The sequence below is a fragment of the Olivibacter jilunii genome (assembly GCF_900607235.1).
In the GTDB taxonomy this organism is placed as follows: domain Bacteria; phylum Bacteroidota; class Bacteroidia; order Sphingobacteriales; family Sphingobacteriaceae; genus Olivibacter; species Olivibacter oleidegradans.
In genome coordinates, this window is sequence record NZ_LR027848.1 from 1,146,131 (window position 1) to 1,161,064 (window position 14,934).

At 40.7% G+C, this 14,934-nt stretch carries 17 protein-coding genes; 8 read left to right on the forward strand and 9 right to left on the reverse strand.

The window, feature by feature from the left end; translation table 11 throughout:
• The first annotated feature begins 60 nt into the window (after positions 1-60).
• The 5 genes from E0E36_RS04650 (at position 61) to E0E36_RS04670 (ending at position 5,970) form a co-directional block, all read left to right on the forward strand.
• Positions 61-774, forward strand: a complete 714-nt coding sequence (locus E0E36_RS04650) for a 3-keto-disaccharide hydrolase (RefSeq protein WP_130854902.1) — start codon at positions 61-63, stop codon at positions 772-774.
• A 218-nt stretch (positions 775-992) separates the two neighbouring features.
• Complete coding sequence (locus tag E0E36_RS04655) at positions 993-2,132, forward strand: acyltransferase family protein (RefSeq protein WP_130854903.1); 1,140 nt, start codon at positions 993-995, stop codon at positions 2,130-2,132.
• A 119-nt stretch (positions 2,133-2,251) separates the two neighbouring features.
• Positions 2,252-3,091, forward strand: a complete 840-nt coding sequence (locus E0E36_RS04660; RefSeq protein ID WP_013664213.1) for an SDR family NAD(P)-dependent oxidoreductase — start codon at positions 2,252-2,254, stop codon at positions 3,089-3,091.
• Positions 3,092-3,127: 36 nt separating this feature from the next.
• A complete protein-coding gene (locus tag E0E36_RS04665; RefSeq protein ID WP_013664212.1) occupies positions 3,128-4,069 on the forward strand; it encodes a helix-turn-helix domain-containing protein in 942 nt (313 codons plus the stop codon).
• 122 nt (positions 4,070-4,191) lie between these two features.
• Positions 4,192-5,970 (forward strand): ABC transporter ATP-binding protein, encoded by a 1,779-nt coding sequence (locus E0E36_RS04670; protein WP_130854904.1) that lies wholly within the window; start codon positions 4,192-4,194, stop codon positions 5,968-5,970.
• Between the two features lie 94 nt (positions 5,971-6,064).
• Here the strand turns inward: E0E36_RS04670 and E0E36_RS04675 are convergent, their stop codons facing one another.
• The gene (locus E0E36_RS04675) at positions 6,065-6,484 is read right to left on the reverse strand and encodes a DoxX family membrane protein (protein WP_130854905.1); all 420 of its coding nucleotides are present in this window, start codon (positions 6,482-6,484) and stop codon (positions 6,065-6,067) included.
• Positions 6,485-6,675: 191 nt separating this feature from the next.
• Here E0E36_RS04675 and E0E36_RS04680 point away from each other — a divergent pair, with 191 nt between their 5' ends.
• Positions 6,676-7,545: an alpha/beta fold hydrolase gene (locus E0E36_RS04680; RefSeq protein WP_130854906.1), complete on the forward strand. Its 870-nt coding sequence runs from the start codon at positions 6,676-6,678 to the stop codon at positions 7,543-7,545.
• A 138-nt stretch (positions 7,546-7,683) separates the two neighbouring features.
• On the opposite strand, the gene E0E36_RS04685 is transcribed toward E0E36_RS04680, so the two are convergent.
• The 8 genes from E0E36_RS04685 to E0E36_RS04720 form a co-directional block, all read right to left on the reverse strand.
• A complete protein-coding gene (locus E0E36_RS04685; RefSeq protein ID WP_130854907.1) occupies positions 7,684-8,316 on the reverse strand; it encodes a cysteine hydrolase family protein in 633 nt (210 codons plus the stop codon).
• 25 nt (positions 8,317-8,341) lie between these two features.
• Positions 8,342-8,872 (reverse strand): hypothetical protein, encoded by a 531-nt coding sequence (locus E0E36_RS04690; protein ID WP_130854908.1) that lies wholly within the window; start codon positions 8,870-8,872, stop codon positions 8,342-8,344.
• Between the two features lie 44 nt (positions 8,873-8,916).
• Positions 8,917-10,002, reverse strand: coding sequence for an NAD(P)H-dependent flavin oxidoreductase (locus E0E36_RS04695; RefSeq protein WP_130854909.1), 1,086 nt, complete (start codon positions 10,000-10,002; stop codon positions 8,917-8,919).
• 13 nt (positions 10,003-10,015) lie between these two features.
• Complete coding sequence (locus E0E36_RS04700) at positions 10,016-10,396, reverse strand: nuclear transport factor 2 family protein (protein WP_130854910.1); 381 nt, start codon at positions 10,394-10,396, stop codon at positions 10,016-10,018.
• 70 nt (positions 10,397-10,466) lie between these two features.
• Entirely contained in the window at positions 10,467-11,201 is a 735-nt protein-coding gene (locus E0E36_RS04705; protein ID WP_130854911.1) for an SDR family NAD(P)-dependent oxidoreductase, read from the reverse strand.
• A gap of 4 nt (positions 11,202-11,205) precedes the next feature.
• A complete protein-coding gene (locus E0E36_RS04710) occupies positions 11,206-11,424 on the reverse strand; it encodes a tautomerase family protein (protein WP_130854912.1) in 219 nt (72 codons plus the stop codon).
• Between the two features lie 16 nt (positions 11,425-11,440).
• Complete coding sequence (locus tag E0E36_RS04715) at positions 11,441-11,959, reverse strand: YceI family protein (RefSeq protein WP_130854913.1); 519 nt, start codon at positions 11,957-11,959, stop codon at positions 11,441-11,443.
• 316 nt (positions 11,960-12,275) lie between these two features.
• The gene (locus E0E36_RS04720; RefSeq protein ID WP_130854914.1) at positions 12,276-12,848 is read right to left on the reverse strand and encodes a Crp/Fnr family transcriptional regulator; all 573 of its coding nucleotides are present in this window, start codon (positions 12,846-12,848) and stop codon (positions 12,276-12,278) included.
• A gap of 534 nt (positions 12,849-13,382) precedes the next feature.
• Between E0E36_RS04720 and E0E36_RS04725 the strand changes: the two genes are divergently transcribed.
• Both E0E36_RS04725 and E0E36_RS04730 read left to right on the forward strand, forming a co-directional pair.
• Positions 13,383-13,958, forward strand: a complete 576-nt coding sequence (locus tag E0E36_RS04725; RefSeq protein ID WP_130854915.1) for a Crp/Fnr family transcriptional regulator — start codon at positions 13,383-13,385, stop codon at positions 13,956-13,958.
• Between the two features lie 117 nt (positions 13,959-14,075).
• A complete protein-coding gene (locus E0E36_RS04730) occupies positions 14,076-14,774 on the forward strand; it encodes a type 1 glutamine amidotransferase domain-containing protein (RefSeq protein WP_013664205.1) in 699 nt (232 codons plus the stop codon).
• The last annotated feature ends 160 nt before the right edge of the window (positions 14,775-14,934 follow it).

A 14,934-nucleotide genomic window follows, 5' to 3' on the forward strand; every position in this document is an offset into this window, starting at 1 on the left:
CGATGAACGGACCTGCAGCTTCTATACCGTTGTCTATGGATTTCTAATAAATCAACACAAATGAATAGGCTAAAAATGATGGTCTTACTTTTTGTACTACTCATGTATAAAGTACAGGCACAAACGGAAAATGAGTTAACTGCCCAAGAGAAAGCAAACGGATGGCAGCTCGTTTTTGATGGAAAAAGCTTTGCAGGTTTACAAAAACTAGCTGATGGCGGTTGGGTCGTGAAAGATGGCTTATTGATGGCAACCCCCATTCCGCATGGAAAACAAATGGATATTATCACCACGGCTTCCTTTGATAATTTTGAACTGACCTTTGAATTTAGGGCGGCAAAAAACACCAATAGCGGTGTTAAATATTTAGTCACCAATACCTTTCCAGGGAAAAAGGGCACTTATTTAGGGCTGGAATATCAAATTCTGGATGATCTGCATTACCAATATCCCGAGCGAGGCGAACTGCGGTCTGTCGCCTCACTTTACGATCTCATTCCTGCCGATCCAAAAAAGGAAGTAAAAGCACTTGGCGAATGGAATACCGCCAAGATTATTGTAAACGGGCGTCATATCAGCCATTGGCTTAATGGCAAAAAAGTGGTCGCATATGATCGGAGTACACCTGCATTTGCACAACTGATTCAAGCAAGTAAATACAAAGACCTTCAAAATTTTGGAAAAGCCGAAAAAGGACATCTCCTTTTTCAGAATGAGGGCACACCAGTTGATTTCCGAAACATCAAAATCAGGCCTTTGACGAATGTAAAATAAAAATAGTTGACTTAATTAGCCATCTCATAAAAACAAGAGATGGCTTTTTTTTGCAACAGCCGTCCATTCTTCGTCAATTGCTATGCATTTATTTACCCTAGGTAACCATTTTTTTGAACTCATTTCATAAATTGCGCGGCAAGAAAAAGAAAGTTTTGGATAACACCTCGCCGTATGGTCATTTGGTATTGAAATAACCATTCAATTTATACATTTTTATGCACAAAATCGCTTCTGCTGCTTTTGCAGACACTAAACCCCACTACATTCTTCTTGACGGCTTAAGAGGCGTTGCGGCTCTTATGGTTATTTGGTACCACATATTCGAAGCATTTGCAACAAGTCCTGTCGACCAACACTTCAATCACGGATATTTGGCCGTTGATTTTTTCTTTATACTGTCCGGCTTCGTTATCGGCTATGCTTATGACGATCGTTGGAAAACAATGAAAGTAAAAGATTTTATCAAACGTCGATTAATCCGTTTACATCCCATGGTTATTATGGGCGCTATTTTAGGCGCGATTACTTTCTATATACAAGGCAGCGTGAAATGGGATGGTTCGAAGGTATCTTTATCCATGTTAATGCTAGCTTTACTCATTAATCTCTTCTTAATCCCTGCTGCCCCTGGCTCGGGCCCCGAAGTACGTGGAAATGGAGAGATGTATCCGCTCAATGGCCCTAGTTGGTCCTTATTCTTTGAGTATATCGGCAATATCCTGTATGCATTGTTCATCCGTAGGTTATCGGCAAAAGCACTTGCGGTACTCGTCCTGTTGGCCGGAATCGGATTGGCCTCCTTTGCTATATTTAATTTTTCCGGTTATGGCCATTTAGGTGTAGGATGGACGATGGCAGGCCATAACCTGATCGGTGGATTTCTACGTTTGTTGTTTTCATTCTCCGCCGGTGTATTGATGTCGCGCAAGTTTAAACCTGTAGAAGTAAAAGGCGCATTTTGGATCTGCAGTTTGGCGATTATTATTTTACTTTCCATACCCCATATTGGGGAAGCAGAAGCTCTTTGGATGAACGGGATCTATGATGCACTATGTACACTTGTTATTTTTCCCATATTGGTCTATTTGGGTGCCTCCGGAACTACAACCGGCAAAAGCTCTATTAAAATCTGTAAATTCTTAGGCGATATATCGTATCCACTATATATGGTACATTATCCTTTCATGTACCTGTTTTATGCATGGGTATGGCAAGAAAATCTTACCTTCACCCAAATATGGCCGATAACGTTGCTTCTCTTTTTGGGTACTATATTAGTAGCTTATCTCTTCTTAAAGCTTTATGATGAACCCTTTAGAAAATGGTTGAGCAAGAAATTGCTGATGAAAAGTTAATCGACTATTTGAGATATAAGATAACCTATCCTCATTATGACTACAAATATCCGCACTTAGCACACAAGTAAAAAATGTGCATAAACTACTTTTGTTGGGAACAAAAACGATAAACAATCATGACACAACAAAAAGATAAAGTTTGGTTCATTACCGGCACATCGCGTGGTTTTGGTCGTGTATGGGCGGAGGCCGCCTTAGCACGAGGCGATAAAGTAGCAGCAACGGCACGTAAGTTGGAAAGCATTGCCGATCTGAAAGATAAGTATGGCGAGCAAGTATTGACGGTAGCACTTGACGTAACGAAACCCGATCAGGTGAAAGAAGCAGTCACAGCCGCACATGCGCATTTTGGTAGGTTGGATATCGTGCTCAATAATGCCGGCTACTCCTTGGTAGGAACTATCGAAGAAGCAAGCCCGGCAGATATCCGAGCACTTTACGAGACCAATATTTTAGGGCCGGTTGCCGTGATACAAGCCGCCTTGCCCTTGCTTCGAGAGCAGGGGTATGGCCATATCCTCGGTACTTCCAGCAACCTTGGCCATGTTACCATGCCGGTAATAGGCTATTACTGTTCTTCTAAATGGGCATTTGAGGCTATTCATGAAAGCTTAGCGGCGGAGGTAGCCCCTTTCGGTATTCAGGTAACGATTATTGAACCGGGGGCCTATGCTACCGAATTCGGTAGTCAGGAATCCTTAAAGTTTGCGCAGGGTATGGAGGTATATACTGATTTCAAAGCTAAATTTGTAGACAGTTTAAAAACCATGGAAAGAGGCGATCCGGCAGCAACGCCACAGGCCTTGTTTAAAATGATAGACGCGGAACAGCCACCGCTGCGTTTCAACTTGGGTAGCCATAACCTATCAGGTACCCGAGCGGCTTACGCGCAACGATTGGCTATTTGGGAGGCTTGGGATGAGGTATCCCGCGCCGCTCAAGGTGAACCGAAATAAAAAACAACCATAACCGGTTATCATAACTAGCCGGTTATGACTATATTAGCTGTTGGCATGAAAAAGGAAGAAAAAAGCTTGCATAAATTTGAATCGCTTTCAGATGCACATCGGGTTTTTGGTTTGCCTCAGCCCCGGCATCCGCTTATTAGCCTTATCAATGGAGCACACACTCAGATCGAACTTTTTAAAATTCCGCAACGTCACGTTTTGGGATTTTACAAAATCTCGTACAAGCCAAAGCTGAGCGGAAAGCTGAAGTATGGCCAAGGTTACTATGATTTTGATGAGGGAGGCCTGTTATTCGCTTCCCCCGGTCAGATAATAGGCGGTAATGATGATGAGGGCGCTGTATGTTCAGAATACACCCTGTTGATTCATCCCGATTTCTTTTTAGGATATCCCTTGACAAAAAAGATTAGGCAGTATGGTTTTTTCTCTTATGCCGCCAACGAAACACTCCATTTGTCGGAAGAGGAGAAAGCAATCATCATGTCCATTTTCCGTAATATCGAAACAGAACTCAATAACCGGATTGACGACTTCAGTCAGGACGTAATGATCTCCCAGATCGAGTTGTTGCTTAATTATGCCAATCGCTTTTACAAGAGACAATTCATTACGCGTAAGGTCGTTAGCAATGAGCTGTTGCAGAGACTAGAAGAGTTGTTAAACCAATATTTTGATCAAGAAATGCCGTCAAGCCAGGGCACGCCAACTGTGAGCTACCTTGCTGAAAAGCTACATCTTTCGCCCAGCTATCTGAGTGATATGTTGCGTTCTCTAACAGGGCAGAACGCGCAACAGCATATTCATGCAAAAGTAATTGAAAAGGCTAAAGAGAAGCTTTCTACCACCAACTTATCCGTGAGTGAAGTAGCTTATGCACTAGGTTTTGAACATTCACAGTCATTCAGCAAGCTTTTTAAAATCAAAACGAAGCTATCACCGCAAGCGTTCCGGAACTCCTTTAATTAAATATAAATTAGCTAATTCATCATTTTTAACCGCCGTTAGGGTGTTGTCGCCAATTCATTTAAATTGTCTAGCGTAAAAAAATTAAGGGTATTGCACATAATCAGTTACCTTTACATTGAATTATGGCTAACCCTTACATCTCCCTATTACGCACCGCCTGGACTTATGCCCGAGGTGAGAAGAAACGCTATGTTTTCATATATGGGCTGTTTATTCTTGCCAGTGCAGCCTTTGCCACTTATCCGCTACTGTATGGCTGGTTCATCAACGGTATACAGCAGGAAGGAGCTGCGTACCTACATTATGCTTGGCTCTATGTAGGGGCGTATATGCTTCTCAAGTTGGTGGAATGGAGTTTCCATGGACCGGCGAGAATACTTGAACAGAAGTTGGCATTCGCCCTTAGCCGAAATTTTTTGCAAGATCGTTATCATCAAACCTTACATCTTCCGGTGAAGTGGCATCAGGATAATCACTCCGGAATTACCATCAATAGAATCCGGAAAGCCTATACAGCCTTGAAATCCTTTTTTGAAAACGGATTTATGTATACCTATGCATTGATGAAGTTTGTGTTCTCTCTCATTGCTATGATTGCTTTTTCGCCGTTGTTTGGGCTGATCGGTGTAGGTATCGGCATGCTGACGGTTTACGTCATTTTCAGGTTTGATAAGCCCTATATCAAGGCACTGGACGAAACAAACGAAAAAGATCATATCGTATCCGGAACACTGTTTGACAGCCTTTCTAATATCATCACCGTGATTACTTTGCGGCTACAGAATAGAATGGAAAAGAGTTTAATGGGGAAAGTAGCTGATGTTTATCCTCCTTATAAAACGTCCGTACATGTAAATGAATTCAAATGGTTCATCGCCGATATGCTTGTAGCGCTTATTTATGTAGTTACCGTACTGGGATATATTTATCAGCACGGGCAGCCCGGTCAACTCTTTTTAATCGGTAATCTAGTTGCCCTGCTGGGATTTGTCAACCAGTTCACGAGCGTTTTTCATGACGTAGCTTGGCAATATACGCAGATCGTTCAATTTAATACCGATGTGGAAACCTCCCGTCATATTAGCGATGCTTATCAACAACAGCATCAGGCCGAGGCTACGGTAGCACTACCAAATGAATGGCAGCAGGTTGAGGTACAGGGTTTGAATTTCTCGCATACCGAAACCTATTCTTCCGGTCAAAATGCGCACAGCCTGCATGATATTCATCTTACCATTCAAAGGGGGCAGAAGATTGCGTTGATTGGAGAAAGCGGCAGTGGTAAAAGCACGCTTATGGCCATACTAAGGGGCTTATATACCTATCAGTCCGATACACGTATTAGATTAGATGGAAGTAAGCAAATTGATGCTGCTAGCTTGGCCGATGCTGTCACCCTCTTCCCGCAAGAGCCGGAAATATTTGAAAACACGATCAAGCACAATATCACCCTAGGGCTTCCCTTTTCTGATGAGGAAGTGATGGAAGTCTGTCGAATTGCTCATTTTGCAGAAGTCGTACAAACCCTTCCCAAAGGTTTGGAGTCGCACATTCAAGAAAAGGGTGTAAATCTTAGCGGAGGACAAAAACAACGACTGGCCCTTGCGCGAGGTATACTAGCGGCGCGATCAAGCAGTATTGTCTTGCTAGACGAGCCCACCAGCAGCATAGACCCTAAAACAGAGGTTAAAATCTATCAACATCTTTTTGAAGAATTTAAAGAAAAAGCACTTATCTCCAGTTTGCATCGCTTATACTTACTTCCATATTTCGATTATATTTACATTCTGCAAAATGGAAGAATAGTTGATGAAGGTAATTTTGTCGATTTGAAGGCACGTAGTGTGCTATTTGATGAGCTGTGGAAACATCAACGGGAAAACAGCCAGACCGGTAATTAAGCAATTGAAATTTAATCAACATATCAGGCTTTGATAAGTACCCCTATTTGATGAAATAAACTAATTGCGATATTCAATAGTGGTCACATCCATATCATAACGAGCTACCGGTATTGTTGGGTTTTTGTTGAACTGCTAATAGAAAAGCAGCTGCACTACCCACCCATACCGAATAATCGAGCGGTGCTTTTATTCCCAAAGAAACGGACATTGAAAGCGCAAATAGCAACAGTAGAATTCCCGTAGCAATAGCGGTCCATTTTAATTTAAAGCCCAAAATCAGTAATAGCGATAACACAATTTCCAAAAAAGTGGCTGCATAAGCGGAAAATCTGCTTAAAGTTGGAGGAAGAAAAAATGTGAGCGTTGCCGTATATTCTTCAAAACGCTGCCAGTTTCCCCAGGCTGAATTATCTCCCCAAAAACCTAGTCTGTCTGCAACTGCTGAGAGCATCGTCATAGCAAGAGCAAACCTTAAAAACAGTTGCGGAAATTGTACTAATTTCATGGCCATAGCTAAATTTTTAAATTAACAGTACAAAATTACTAACAGAAAAGCACATGAAACTTAAGTTGGTTTAAGAAATGCAATACAGACTTTCTTTCCAATCGTTCAGAACAAATATAACATGCATATGTTATTTCTAAACGATTGCGGTATAACTCTTTGGGTTAAGCCTGTATATTTCAGTTAAATACAATGGCATGTCGAGGCAAATCTACAACAGAACCATCAAAATCGATGGAATTGATATTTTCTACCGGGAGGCTGGCGATAGAAAATATCCATCCCTATTGCTATTACATGGATTCCCGACGTCATCCGTAGCTTTCAAAAATTTAATGATTGCCATGTCTGATCAGTATCATCTTGTCGCTCCGGATTATCCCGGATTTGGCTTCAGTGAATTTCCCGTGCCGGATACTTTTGACTATACGTTCGGGAATCTATCTGTTTTGATAAACAAACTGACTGAGGCGATAGATTTAAACAAATACTTTATTTATCTCCATGACTATGGTGCACCGATTGGACTTCAACTATGCATCAATCACCCGGAGAAGATTGCAGGTATTATTGTTCAGAGCGGTAATGCGCACCGAGAAGGTATGGGACCTGAATGGGACGAGTATATCGACTACTGGTACAACCCAACGGCTGAAAAGAAAAAAAAGCTCATTAAGTTTTTAAGCGTAGAAGGTATAAAAAACCAATACTTCGGTGGGCTTCCCAAAGAAACATTATCGAGGGTCAGTCCGGAATTTTGGATGCTTGACTGGGAGTTTTTGAAGAGGCCGGGTAATATTGAAAAGCAGTTTGAGTTAAACTGTGATTTCAAAACCCACCTAGAAATGTTTCCTGTTTACCAGGCCTATTTTCGCGAACACCAACCACCGGCCCTTGTCATTTGGGGAAAATATGAAATTTTCTTTTCTGTGAAAGAAGTGCCTTGTTATAAGCAGGATCTGCCCAACGCGCAAATTCATATTTTAGATGGAGGGCACGATGTGCTGGATACCCATTTTGATGAGGTGCTAACGTTAATAAGGAATTTTGTAAAATTTTTGTCCTAACAGCTCCCTACTAACCGTCATCCGCTTTAATCCAATTTAGTCAACAACTTATTTCATGTTTCATTATTGTATTGGTATTACCTTTAAATAAGACCCGTCCGTTGTTCAAAGGAAGCCAGCGGCTGTAAAGTAGCCAGCCTATAATTGCTTTCTCGGCAGTGCTTTTACCAGTTCTTCGGTTGTCAATATGAGATGGGCATACGTAGGCCCATTAAGTACATGTGCTGCATGCATCATTTCCTTAGTAAAGGCAGCGGTGGCGTCCTTTACTAAGGTTACATGATAACCTAATTCCATCGCAAATCGACAGGTGCCTTCGACACAGGTATTGGCTAGCAAACCAATAGCTATCACGTGACTAATACCTCGCTGTTTTAGCAACATGTCTAAGTCTGTATTGGCAAAACCACTTTGCGCCCAATGCTCCTTAACAACAATATCTCCATCTTGGGGAGCAAAATCTGGGTGCCAGTCACCTCCCCAAGTACCCTTTGCGAATGAATGACGGTCCATAATAGCCAGCTGCGTCGGGTTAGGGTACCTCCAGTATTGATAGTCAGTGGATTCCCACCGTTTATGGGGCACGATAAACACAGGGATATCAGCTTGTCGGACCGCTTTTACAATAGTACGAAGATTATTTAACAGGTTGTTATCTTCAGCGACATCTTTAACCCTCGGCCAAATTTTTCCCCCTTCTGACAAAAAATCATTGTAAGGATCAATAAACAATAATGCGGTATTGTCGCCTTCGTATGTTTGAATTCTCATTTTCCTTCAAATTTTGCAAACCATATTAATTATTTCTGAAAGCATATCGTTCAATACTTTTTGCGAACAGAGGAGTCTCGCTTTGATTGTGATAAATCGATACCGGCTGCCGTTGGCTTTTGAATAATTCAAATGGAATCCCTTGTTTTTCAATACTTTTTATAAATTCCTCAGTGGGTTTTGAAATAACTCGGTTCGTGAATTCGCAGGTGTTATCGTCAATCTTTTTTACGCTCATCTCCCAATGAACAAGAATGTTAATGTGTCCGCTAGGTGTAAATATGTCAGAGACGGATTCCAATATAAGATGCGATGGCTTTGATACCTTTTCAATATAATGCTGAACCATTAGGCTTCCTCCAAGAACTTCAACATTTACAGACATCCTTTTACCGTCTGGCGACGTGGTAACACCCGAAGTAACGTGGGCAGGCGAACACGCTTGATATTCATGTTCAGGAAGCGTAAAGCACCATTCCGGAATGTTAATTTTTTCAATCGGTGCGTTGATCATAGCTGTAAAGCTTGAATCAACAATAACTTGTTCATTTTGCATACTAATCGCGTTTAATTAATTATTTTGATTGCATTTTAATGATGTTAAGCTTTTAGCTGTTTAAGATATGCTGTTGTTTCTTTAACTATTGTTTGCATTAGCTCATTTGCTTTGGTGTGTTTTAAGATAGGAGCTATCTGGCCGCCCCAAAAGAATATCATGTCCCACTTTTCTTGTTCAATTGCGGCTTTCCGGATATGCGACATAAATTGCGTTTGCAACGGAAAGGGCAAAAAATTCATTTCTTGAGGGATTAAGTCCTGAGCGATACGATTAATTAATCCTCGGCCTAATCTTCCGGTAAAAGCTTTCGATAGCATGGTATATCGGGCTGCATCAGAAAACAACATCTGTTTGTGAAAGGTAGTAGCATTCGATTCGTCTGTAGCCAAGAAAGCTGTTCCAATTTGCACCGCATCCGCACCGAGCGTCAACGCTGCTGCAACGCCTTTTGCGTTAGCTATACCACCAGCGGCTATAACTGGTGTTTTTACCTTCTCTTTAATAAGCTGAAGCAATACAAATGTTCCAACGGTGGATTGCTCGGCTGATGCTAGAAACGAAGGCCGATGCCCTCCAGCTTCGAATCCTGACGCGACGATCATATCGACACCGGCGGTTTCTAAAGCGATAGCTTCATCCAGTGTGGTTGCAGTTCCAATTGTCACAATATTTAATTTATGGCATTGTTCCAAAACAGTAGCAGAGGGGATACCGAATATAAAGCTAAATACAGGCGGACGTTGTTGCAAAATTATTTCCACCTGGTTTTCAAAACGAGTTTTGAAGGGCGCTGGTTTCTCTGGCAGGTCTATCCCTAACTCATCAAAATAAGGTTTGAATACTTGCTGCGATTGCTTAAATTGCTCATCTGACACCGTATCATCTACTGCGTCTGTATCAGATACCCACAGGTTGATATTGTATGGCTTATTAGTAGCCGCCTTTATCTGGCGGATCAATTCGTTTATCTCCTGTGGACTTAACGTGTACGCTCCATAACCGCCGAGGCCTCCTGCATTGGATACTGTTGATACCAGTTCTACAGATGACAGCTTGCCGCCAAACGGCCCTTGTAGTATTGGGTATTGTATACCCATAATTTTAGATACTTTTGTTTTATACCACATAACACCATAATTATTATTTGATTACATTGGTTAACATTTTATTCACGATAAGCCACTGCCCGTTAACTCGATGAAAGGACAGAAATTCATCATAATTAAAATCATACATCTTAACGTGTAGCTTGACGACAGCAATAGAGTTAATTATATCGATTGATATAAGGGTTCCTTTAAAAGGTTTCCCAGAGTTTTTAACGCTTTGGCGGTTTTTGACACCATCTAGGTATTGTTCAAGCGTTTTGGCATAAGGTACACCATTTACATCGCCTAATACAAGTGCGTTAGGATGATATACCTTACGCAACCTGTCAACATCACCCTTGTAAATACCTTTAAGGTAAAAATCTTCTAGCGCATAGGTAATTGCCGCTAATTCGTCCCTGTTGTTATCCATTGTGTTTTGATTTTGTACTTCGGGTACTTGAAAGAAATAAGACCAAAAGATAATAAAAATATATTTCCACTTAATTCAAGTGATGGCCAGCGGCCATACCGCCATCTACATTAATGATAGCACCGCTAATGAAATTGCTCTTAGCAACTGTATAAACCATCTCAGCGACATCTTCTACCTCGCCTACACGATTTAGCAGGTGTAAGGTCGCACTTTCATCTGCTTTGTTTCCGTGCATCGGTGTGCGGATAGTACCGGGTGCTATGGTATTCACCCTAATGTTGTTTTTCCCAAACTCAGCTGCAAGCTGTATTGTAAGGGCATGTATTGCTCCTTTGGATGCCATTTGTGCAGAGATGGGCAGCCCGCCAAGTGCATGATTTACTAATGGTGTACCAATGTTGATCACAACGCCGTTGCGTTGTTTAAGCATTTGCGGAATAACCGCTTGGGTTGTAAAGAAAGTCCCTTTTAAATTTGTGTTTAAAAAGCGATCCAAGTACGCCTCGTCTACTTGTAGGAAGGGTTTAGTTTCGAAGATACCAGCATTGTTTATCAATACATCCACTGAACCAAATCTGTCGAGGGCTATAGCAGCGAGTTTTTTCCCTGTTTTTCGATCACTTACATTACCTGCCATCATTGCAAGATTTTCACCTGCACCTAATTCGTGATAAATTTCCCTGAGTTTTTCAGCGGTTGATGAATTGATCACTACATGATCGCCTTTTTCCAAAAAGTGGCGAGCTACTTCTTTACCAATGCCTGAAGAAGCACCAGTTACTATTATTGTTTGCTTTTTCATTTTATTATTTTCTATCGGCAGTAATACCTTTTTCTCTTAAAATTGATACCTGCTCTCCGGCAAATCCCCAGTCATCCAGGTCAATTTCCTGTATCACAACATGAGTTAATTGCGGATCTTTATTCAATATATCTGTTATTAAGGAGGTAATTCCACTAATTAACTTTTGTTTTTGTTCTCTTGTAACTCCTTCGCGAGTAACTTCGATTTTTACGTACGGCATAATTGTAATTTTAACTTTAGGCAACTTTTGCAGTAACCTTTATATTCAGTTCAAACTCGTTGTAGATAAGCGTATCGCCTAGATTCTGAAAGAAATTTCCCGAACGAAATTTCATTCCGTATTTGGTGCGGTCCACTATAATCAAGCCGGTTGCGGTTAATGTATCGCCATTTACATTAACAACCGTATTAAAGCTAATGGGATGGGTAATACCTTTAATAGTTAGGTTTCCCTCAACATGACTGTCCGTAACCGATGTTATGTCTAAAATCGCCTCAGGATATTTTTCGGATGAGAAAAAATCATCAGAAGCTAGGTGACCGAAGAATTGGGCGTTAAGTGTAGGGTCGGTTACATCCAGAATTTTTATAGAATTGGTATCAATGATAAATTTACCGCCAGTAAGTTTACCCTCATTCAATATAATTTCGCCCTCTTTAATAGAAATGGTTCCATTATGTGCGCCCGTTACTTTTTTTCCCACCCAGTCTATGTTGCTTTGTGGTGTTATAACTTTGAATTTCTGAGTTTTCATATTGTTTATGTTTTAAATACAGAACAAATTACGCTAGTATTTTAGAGTCGGAGAGGTGATCTACATCACATTTAAATAAGCCTCAGCTTTATGTGATCTAGATCACTTCCGAACTTCCTCCATCGTAAGTAATCGTTGCTATCGAATGTATTTCGTGTCCGAGGTGGACATCTATAATGAATATCAGGCTCGCCAATTAGGAGGATAGCGTGTTAAGTAATTGCCCACAAGTCGTACGCGGGTTTGTTTGATGATTGCTGGTAGGTAGCTATGGTCTAATTCTTCACAAAGTATAGAGAAATTAGACAACAGCACTTTAGGTATGGTATAGTCGGCTAAGCGTTTCTCTTGAGACTCCCAAGTAAGCTGCAATCAGGTTTTTTGGAACGGTATTATACAGCTCAGGATATAATTTTAAAAGCTCTTCATACCTATACTTTACGTTATTATTCATAAAAGAGAGCAGCCTATTCTGGGTGGCAACATAACCTCTATTCGTTCTCCACCTAAAAAAATGTCCTACTTGATGTAGCTCAGCACATAATTTCTCCCGGTCTTCATCGCTAAGACAAAGCACTTCTGCATCAGTAATGCAATCTACGTTAATGGTAGCGCTAGTTTGGTTATATAGTGCATTGTAATCCGAAGTCCACCAGGTAGGCATGGCAAACTGAAGAATGAACATTTTCAGATCATCGTTTACATAGAACGATTTTAAGCAACCCGAAACCACAAAATATTCACAGTCAACAACATCGCCTTGAGTAATAATAGCCTGTCCTTTTTTAAAGATTAGTTTTTTAAAATGCGAGAAGAAATATTCGAACTGCTCATCTGATAACGCAGCTAACTTAGAGACATGAGCTTTTAAAATTTCTTTAGCTTCCATAAAGGGTTTAACTAATATATTGATAATAGGTGAAAATAAGAATTCTTTTGTCGTTTGCCTCAGGTTTCAGTGTTTATAATACTTAACTGGGTTTGTGTGGCCAGCCTCCAAAGTTAAGTGTCACTTTTCAAATAATGAAGTGTCACATATCCGGATTTAAAAAATTTTTTAGCAACCAGCTTTAAATTGAGGTTTTCCTGGAGGCTGCCGGCATTTAGCAATGAGCGCCCTCTTCCTACAATGACCGGGCGGACAACCAAATTAATTCATCAATAAGCCTGCAGTTATCAACTCCGGAAGTAGGCTAACGGAGTCAACAAGGATTTTTTTACCTGGTTGCTGTTTGAGTTTCAGAAGTTCTTCTCAGGATTGCTACGAACAATTCGCATATATCCAAAACTTTTGTAAAAAATTAATAAATTCGGAGATTGCTGTATAACTGTTTATACTTACCATTGCTTGTTGTTAGGTAACATAGTGCTGTAGGCAATAGCATCATCAAGACTTACCTGTTAATAAGACAAATACATTTGCATGACGCCATACGAAATGCTCCGGCAACATATCCATAAAACTATTCAGTTGAGTGACGAACAGTTTGATTATTTTTTTTCTTTCTTCCAGCCAGTTTCTTTCAAAAAAGGAGAACAGCTCATTCATGTAGGAGACGAGGTTGATTGCGAATATTTCGTGTTAAGTGGCTGCTTGAAGACGTTTTTCGTAAATGACGAACAAAAAATGCACATTTTGCAATTTGCCATGCGAACTTGGTGGGCATCCGACTATAAAGCTTTGTACAATAATGAAAGAGCTACTGTAAACGTTGACTGCGTTGCGGATGCAGAAACGCTTTGTCTCCACAGTGAAGAGAGGGAAAAGGCTTGTAAAGAAATTCGCGAAATTGAAACTTTTCTAAGATGGCGTTCCAATAAAGGTTATATCAGTTTGCAAAAAAGAATTTTATCGCTATTAAATAACGATGCCCGTAGTCGGTACGAGGAACTAATGCACCAATATCCTGAATTGTACAATCTTGTTCCGAAACATTTGATCGCAGCATATTTGGGAGTTTCAAGAGAAACGCTCAGCAGACTTTACCATAGTAAATGATGTGACCTAGCTCACTAAAAATAGCGGCTTTCTAAAATGTGATCTATATCACCTAATGATGCTGTTTTTTATCCGCTACTTTGTACTATCATTTTATGACAATAAAAATTAAAAGAAATGGATAAAGTAATTTTTAAAGTACTAATTGTACTTACCTCTCACGATCAACTGGGAGATACCGGTGAAAAAACAGGTTTTTGGGTGGAAGAGTTTGCCGCTCCTTATTACGTTTTGGCCGATGCAGGCGTAGAGGTCACGATCGCATCACCCGAAGGCGGACAACCTCCGATAGATCCTAAAAGTGCACTTCCTGATTTCCAAACGGAAGCCACTAAACGTTTTGATGCAGACAAGGCCCTGCAGGAAAAATTGGCACATAGCATTCCATTAAGTGATGTGAATGAAAAAGATTACGATGCGGTATTCTATCCGGGAGGCCACGGACCGCTTTGGGATTTAACCAACGATGCGCGTTCCATTAAACTGATCGAAGCGTTTTGGAAAGAAGGTAAGCCGGTTGCTGCCGTTTGTCATGCGCCCGGCGTATTACGGTTTGTGAAAGATGCAGAGGGAAATCCCCTGGTAAAAGGAAAAAAAGTTACCGGTTTTTCCAACACTGAAGAAGAAGCGGTTCAATTAACAGATGTTGTTCCTTATTTGGTGGAAGATGAGTTAAAAAAACTTGGTGGAAACTATAGTAAAACGGAGGACTGGAAGAGCTACTCTGTGCAGGATGGGAATCTAATTACCGGACAAAACCCGGCGTCTTCAGAAGAAGCAGCTAAAAAGCTGCTTGATTTACTAAGAAAAAGCTAGCGGATTAATCCCATAACTTTAAGGGTCAGGAGGAAAGTTCTGACCCCTAAAAGCCATCACATGGCTACTAATGGATTTTACCTCCTTTAATAGCATTTTCTTATCCTATGTTATTTTGTGCTTTCGTTAATGTCCTTAACTTTACGTCTCACTAGTTGTA

Bases quoted from the DNA above. Each gene is read 5' to 3' on its own strand.
- E0E36_RS04710 (WP_130854912.1), bottom strand. From the start codon at position 11,424: ATGCCGTACGTAAAAATCGAAGTTACTCGCGAAGGAGTTACAAGAGAA.
- E0E36_RS04690 (WP_130854908.1), bottom strand. From the start codon at position 8,872: ATGCAAAATGAACAAGTTATTGTTGATTCAAGCTTTACAGCTATGATC.
- E0E36_RS04675 (WP_130854905.1), bottom strand. From the start codon at position 6,484: ATGGCCATGAAATTAGTACAATTTCCGCAACTGTTTTTAAGGTTTGCT.
- E0E36_RS04650 (WP_130854902.1), top strand. From the start codon at position 61: ATGAATAGGCTAAAAATGATGGTCTTACTTTTTGTACTACTCATGTAT.
- E0E36_RS04725 (WP_130854915.1), top strand. From the start codon at position 13,383: ATGACGCCATACGAAATGCTCCGGCAACATATCCATAAAACTATTCAG.
- E0E36_RS04660 (WP_013664213.1), top strand. From the start codon at position 2,252: ATGACACAACAAAAAGATAAAGTTTGGTTCATTACCGGCACATCGCGT.
- E0E36_RS04665 (WP_013664212.1), top strand. From the start codon at position 3,128: ATGACTATATTAGCTGTTGGCATGAAAAAGGAAGAAAAAAGCTTGCAT.
- E0E36_RS04655 (WP_130854903.1), top strand. From the start codon at position 993: ATGCACAAAATCGCTTCTGCTGCTTTTGCAGACACTAAACCCCACTAC.
- E0E36_RS04720 (WP_130854914.1), bottom strand. From the start codon at position 12,848: ATGGAAGCTAAAGAAATTTTAAAAGCTCATGTCTCTAAGTTAGCTGCG.
- E0E36_RS04730 (WP_013664205.1), top strand. From the start codon at position 14,076: ATGGATAAAGTAATTTTTAAAGTACTAATTGTACTTACCTCTCACGAT.
- E0E36_RS04700 (WP_130854910.1), bottom strand. From the start codon at position 10,396: ATGGATAACAACAGGGACGAATTAGCGGCAATTACCTATGCGCTAGAA.
- E0E36_RS04685 (WP_130854907.1), bottom strand. From the start codon at position 8,316: ATGAGAATTCAAACATACGAAGGCGACAATACCGCATTATTGTTTATT.
- E0E36_RS04670 (WP_130854904.1), top strand. From the start codon at position 4,192: ATGGCTAACCCTTACATCTCCCTATTACGCACCGCCTGGACTTATGCC.
- E0E36_RS04680 (WP_130854906.1), top strand. From the start codon at position 6,676: ATGTCGAGGCAAATCTACAACAGAACCATCAAAATCGATGGAATTGAT.
- E0E36_RS04715 (WP_130854913.1), bottom strand. From the start codon at position 11,959: ATGAAAACTCAGAAATTCAAAGTTATAACACCACAAAGCAACATAGAC.
- E0E36_RS04705 (WP_130854911.1), bottom strand. From the start codon at position 11,201: ATGAAAAAGCAAACAATAATAGTAACTGGTGCTTCTTCAGGCATTGGT.
- E0E36_RS04695 (WP_130854909.1), bottom strand. From the start codon at position 10,002: ATGTGGTATAAAACAAAAGTATCTAAAATTATGGGTATACAATACCCA.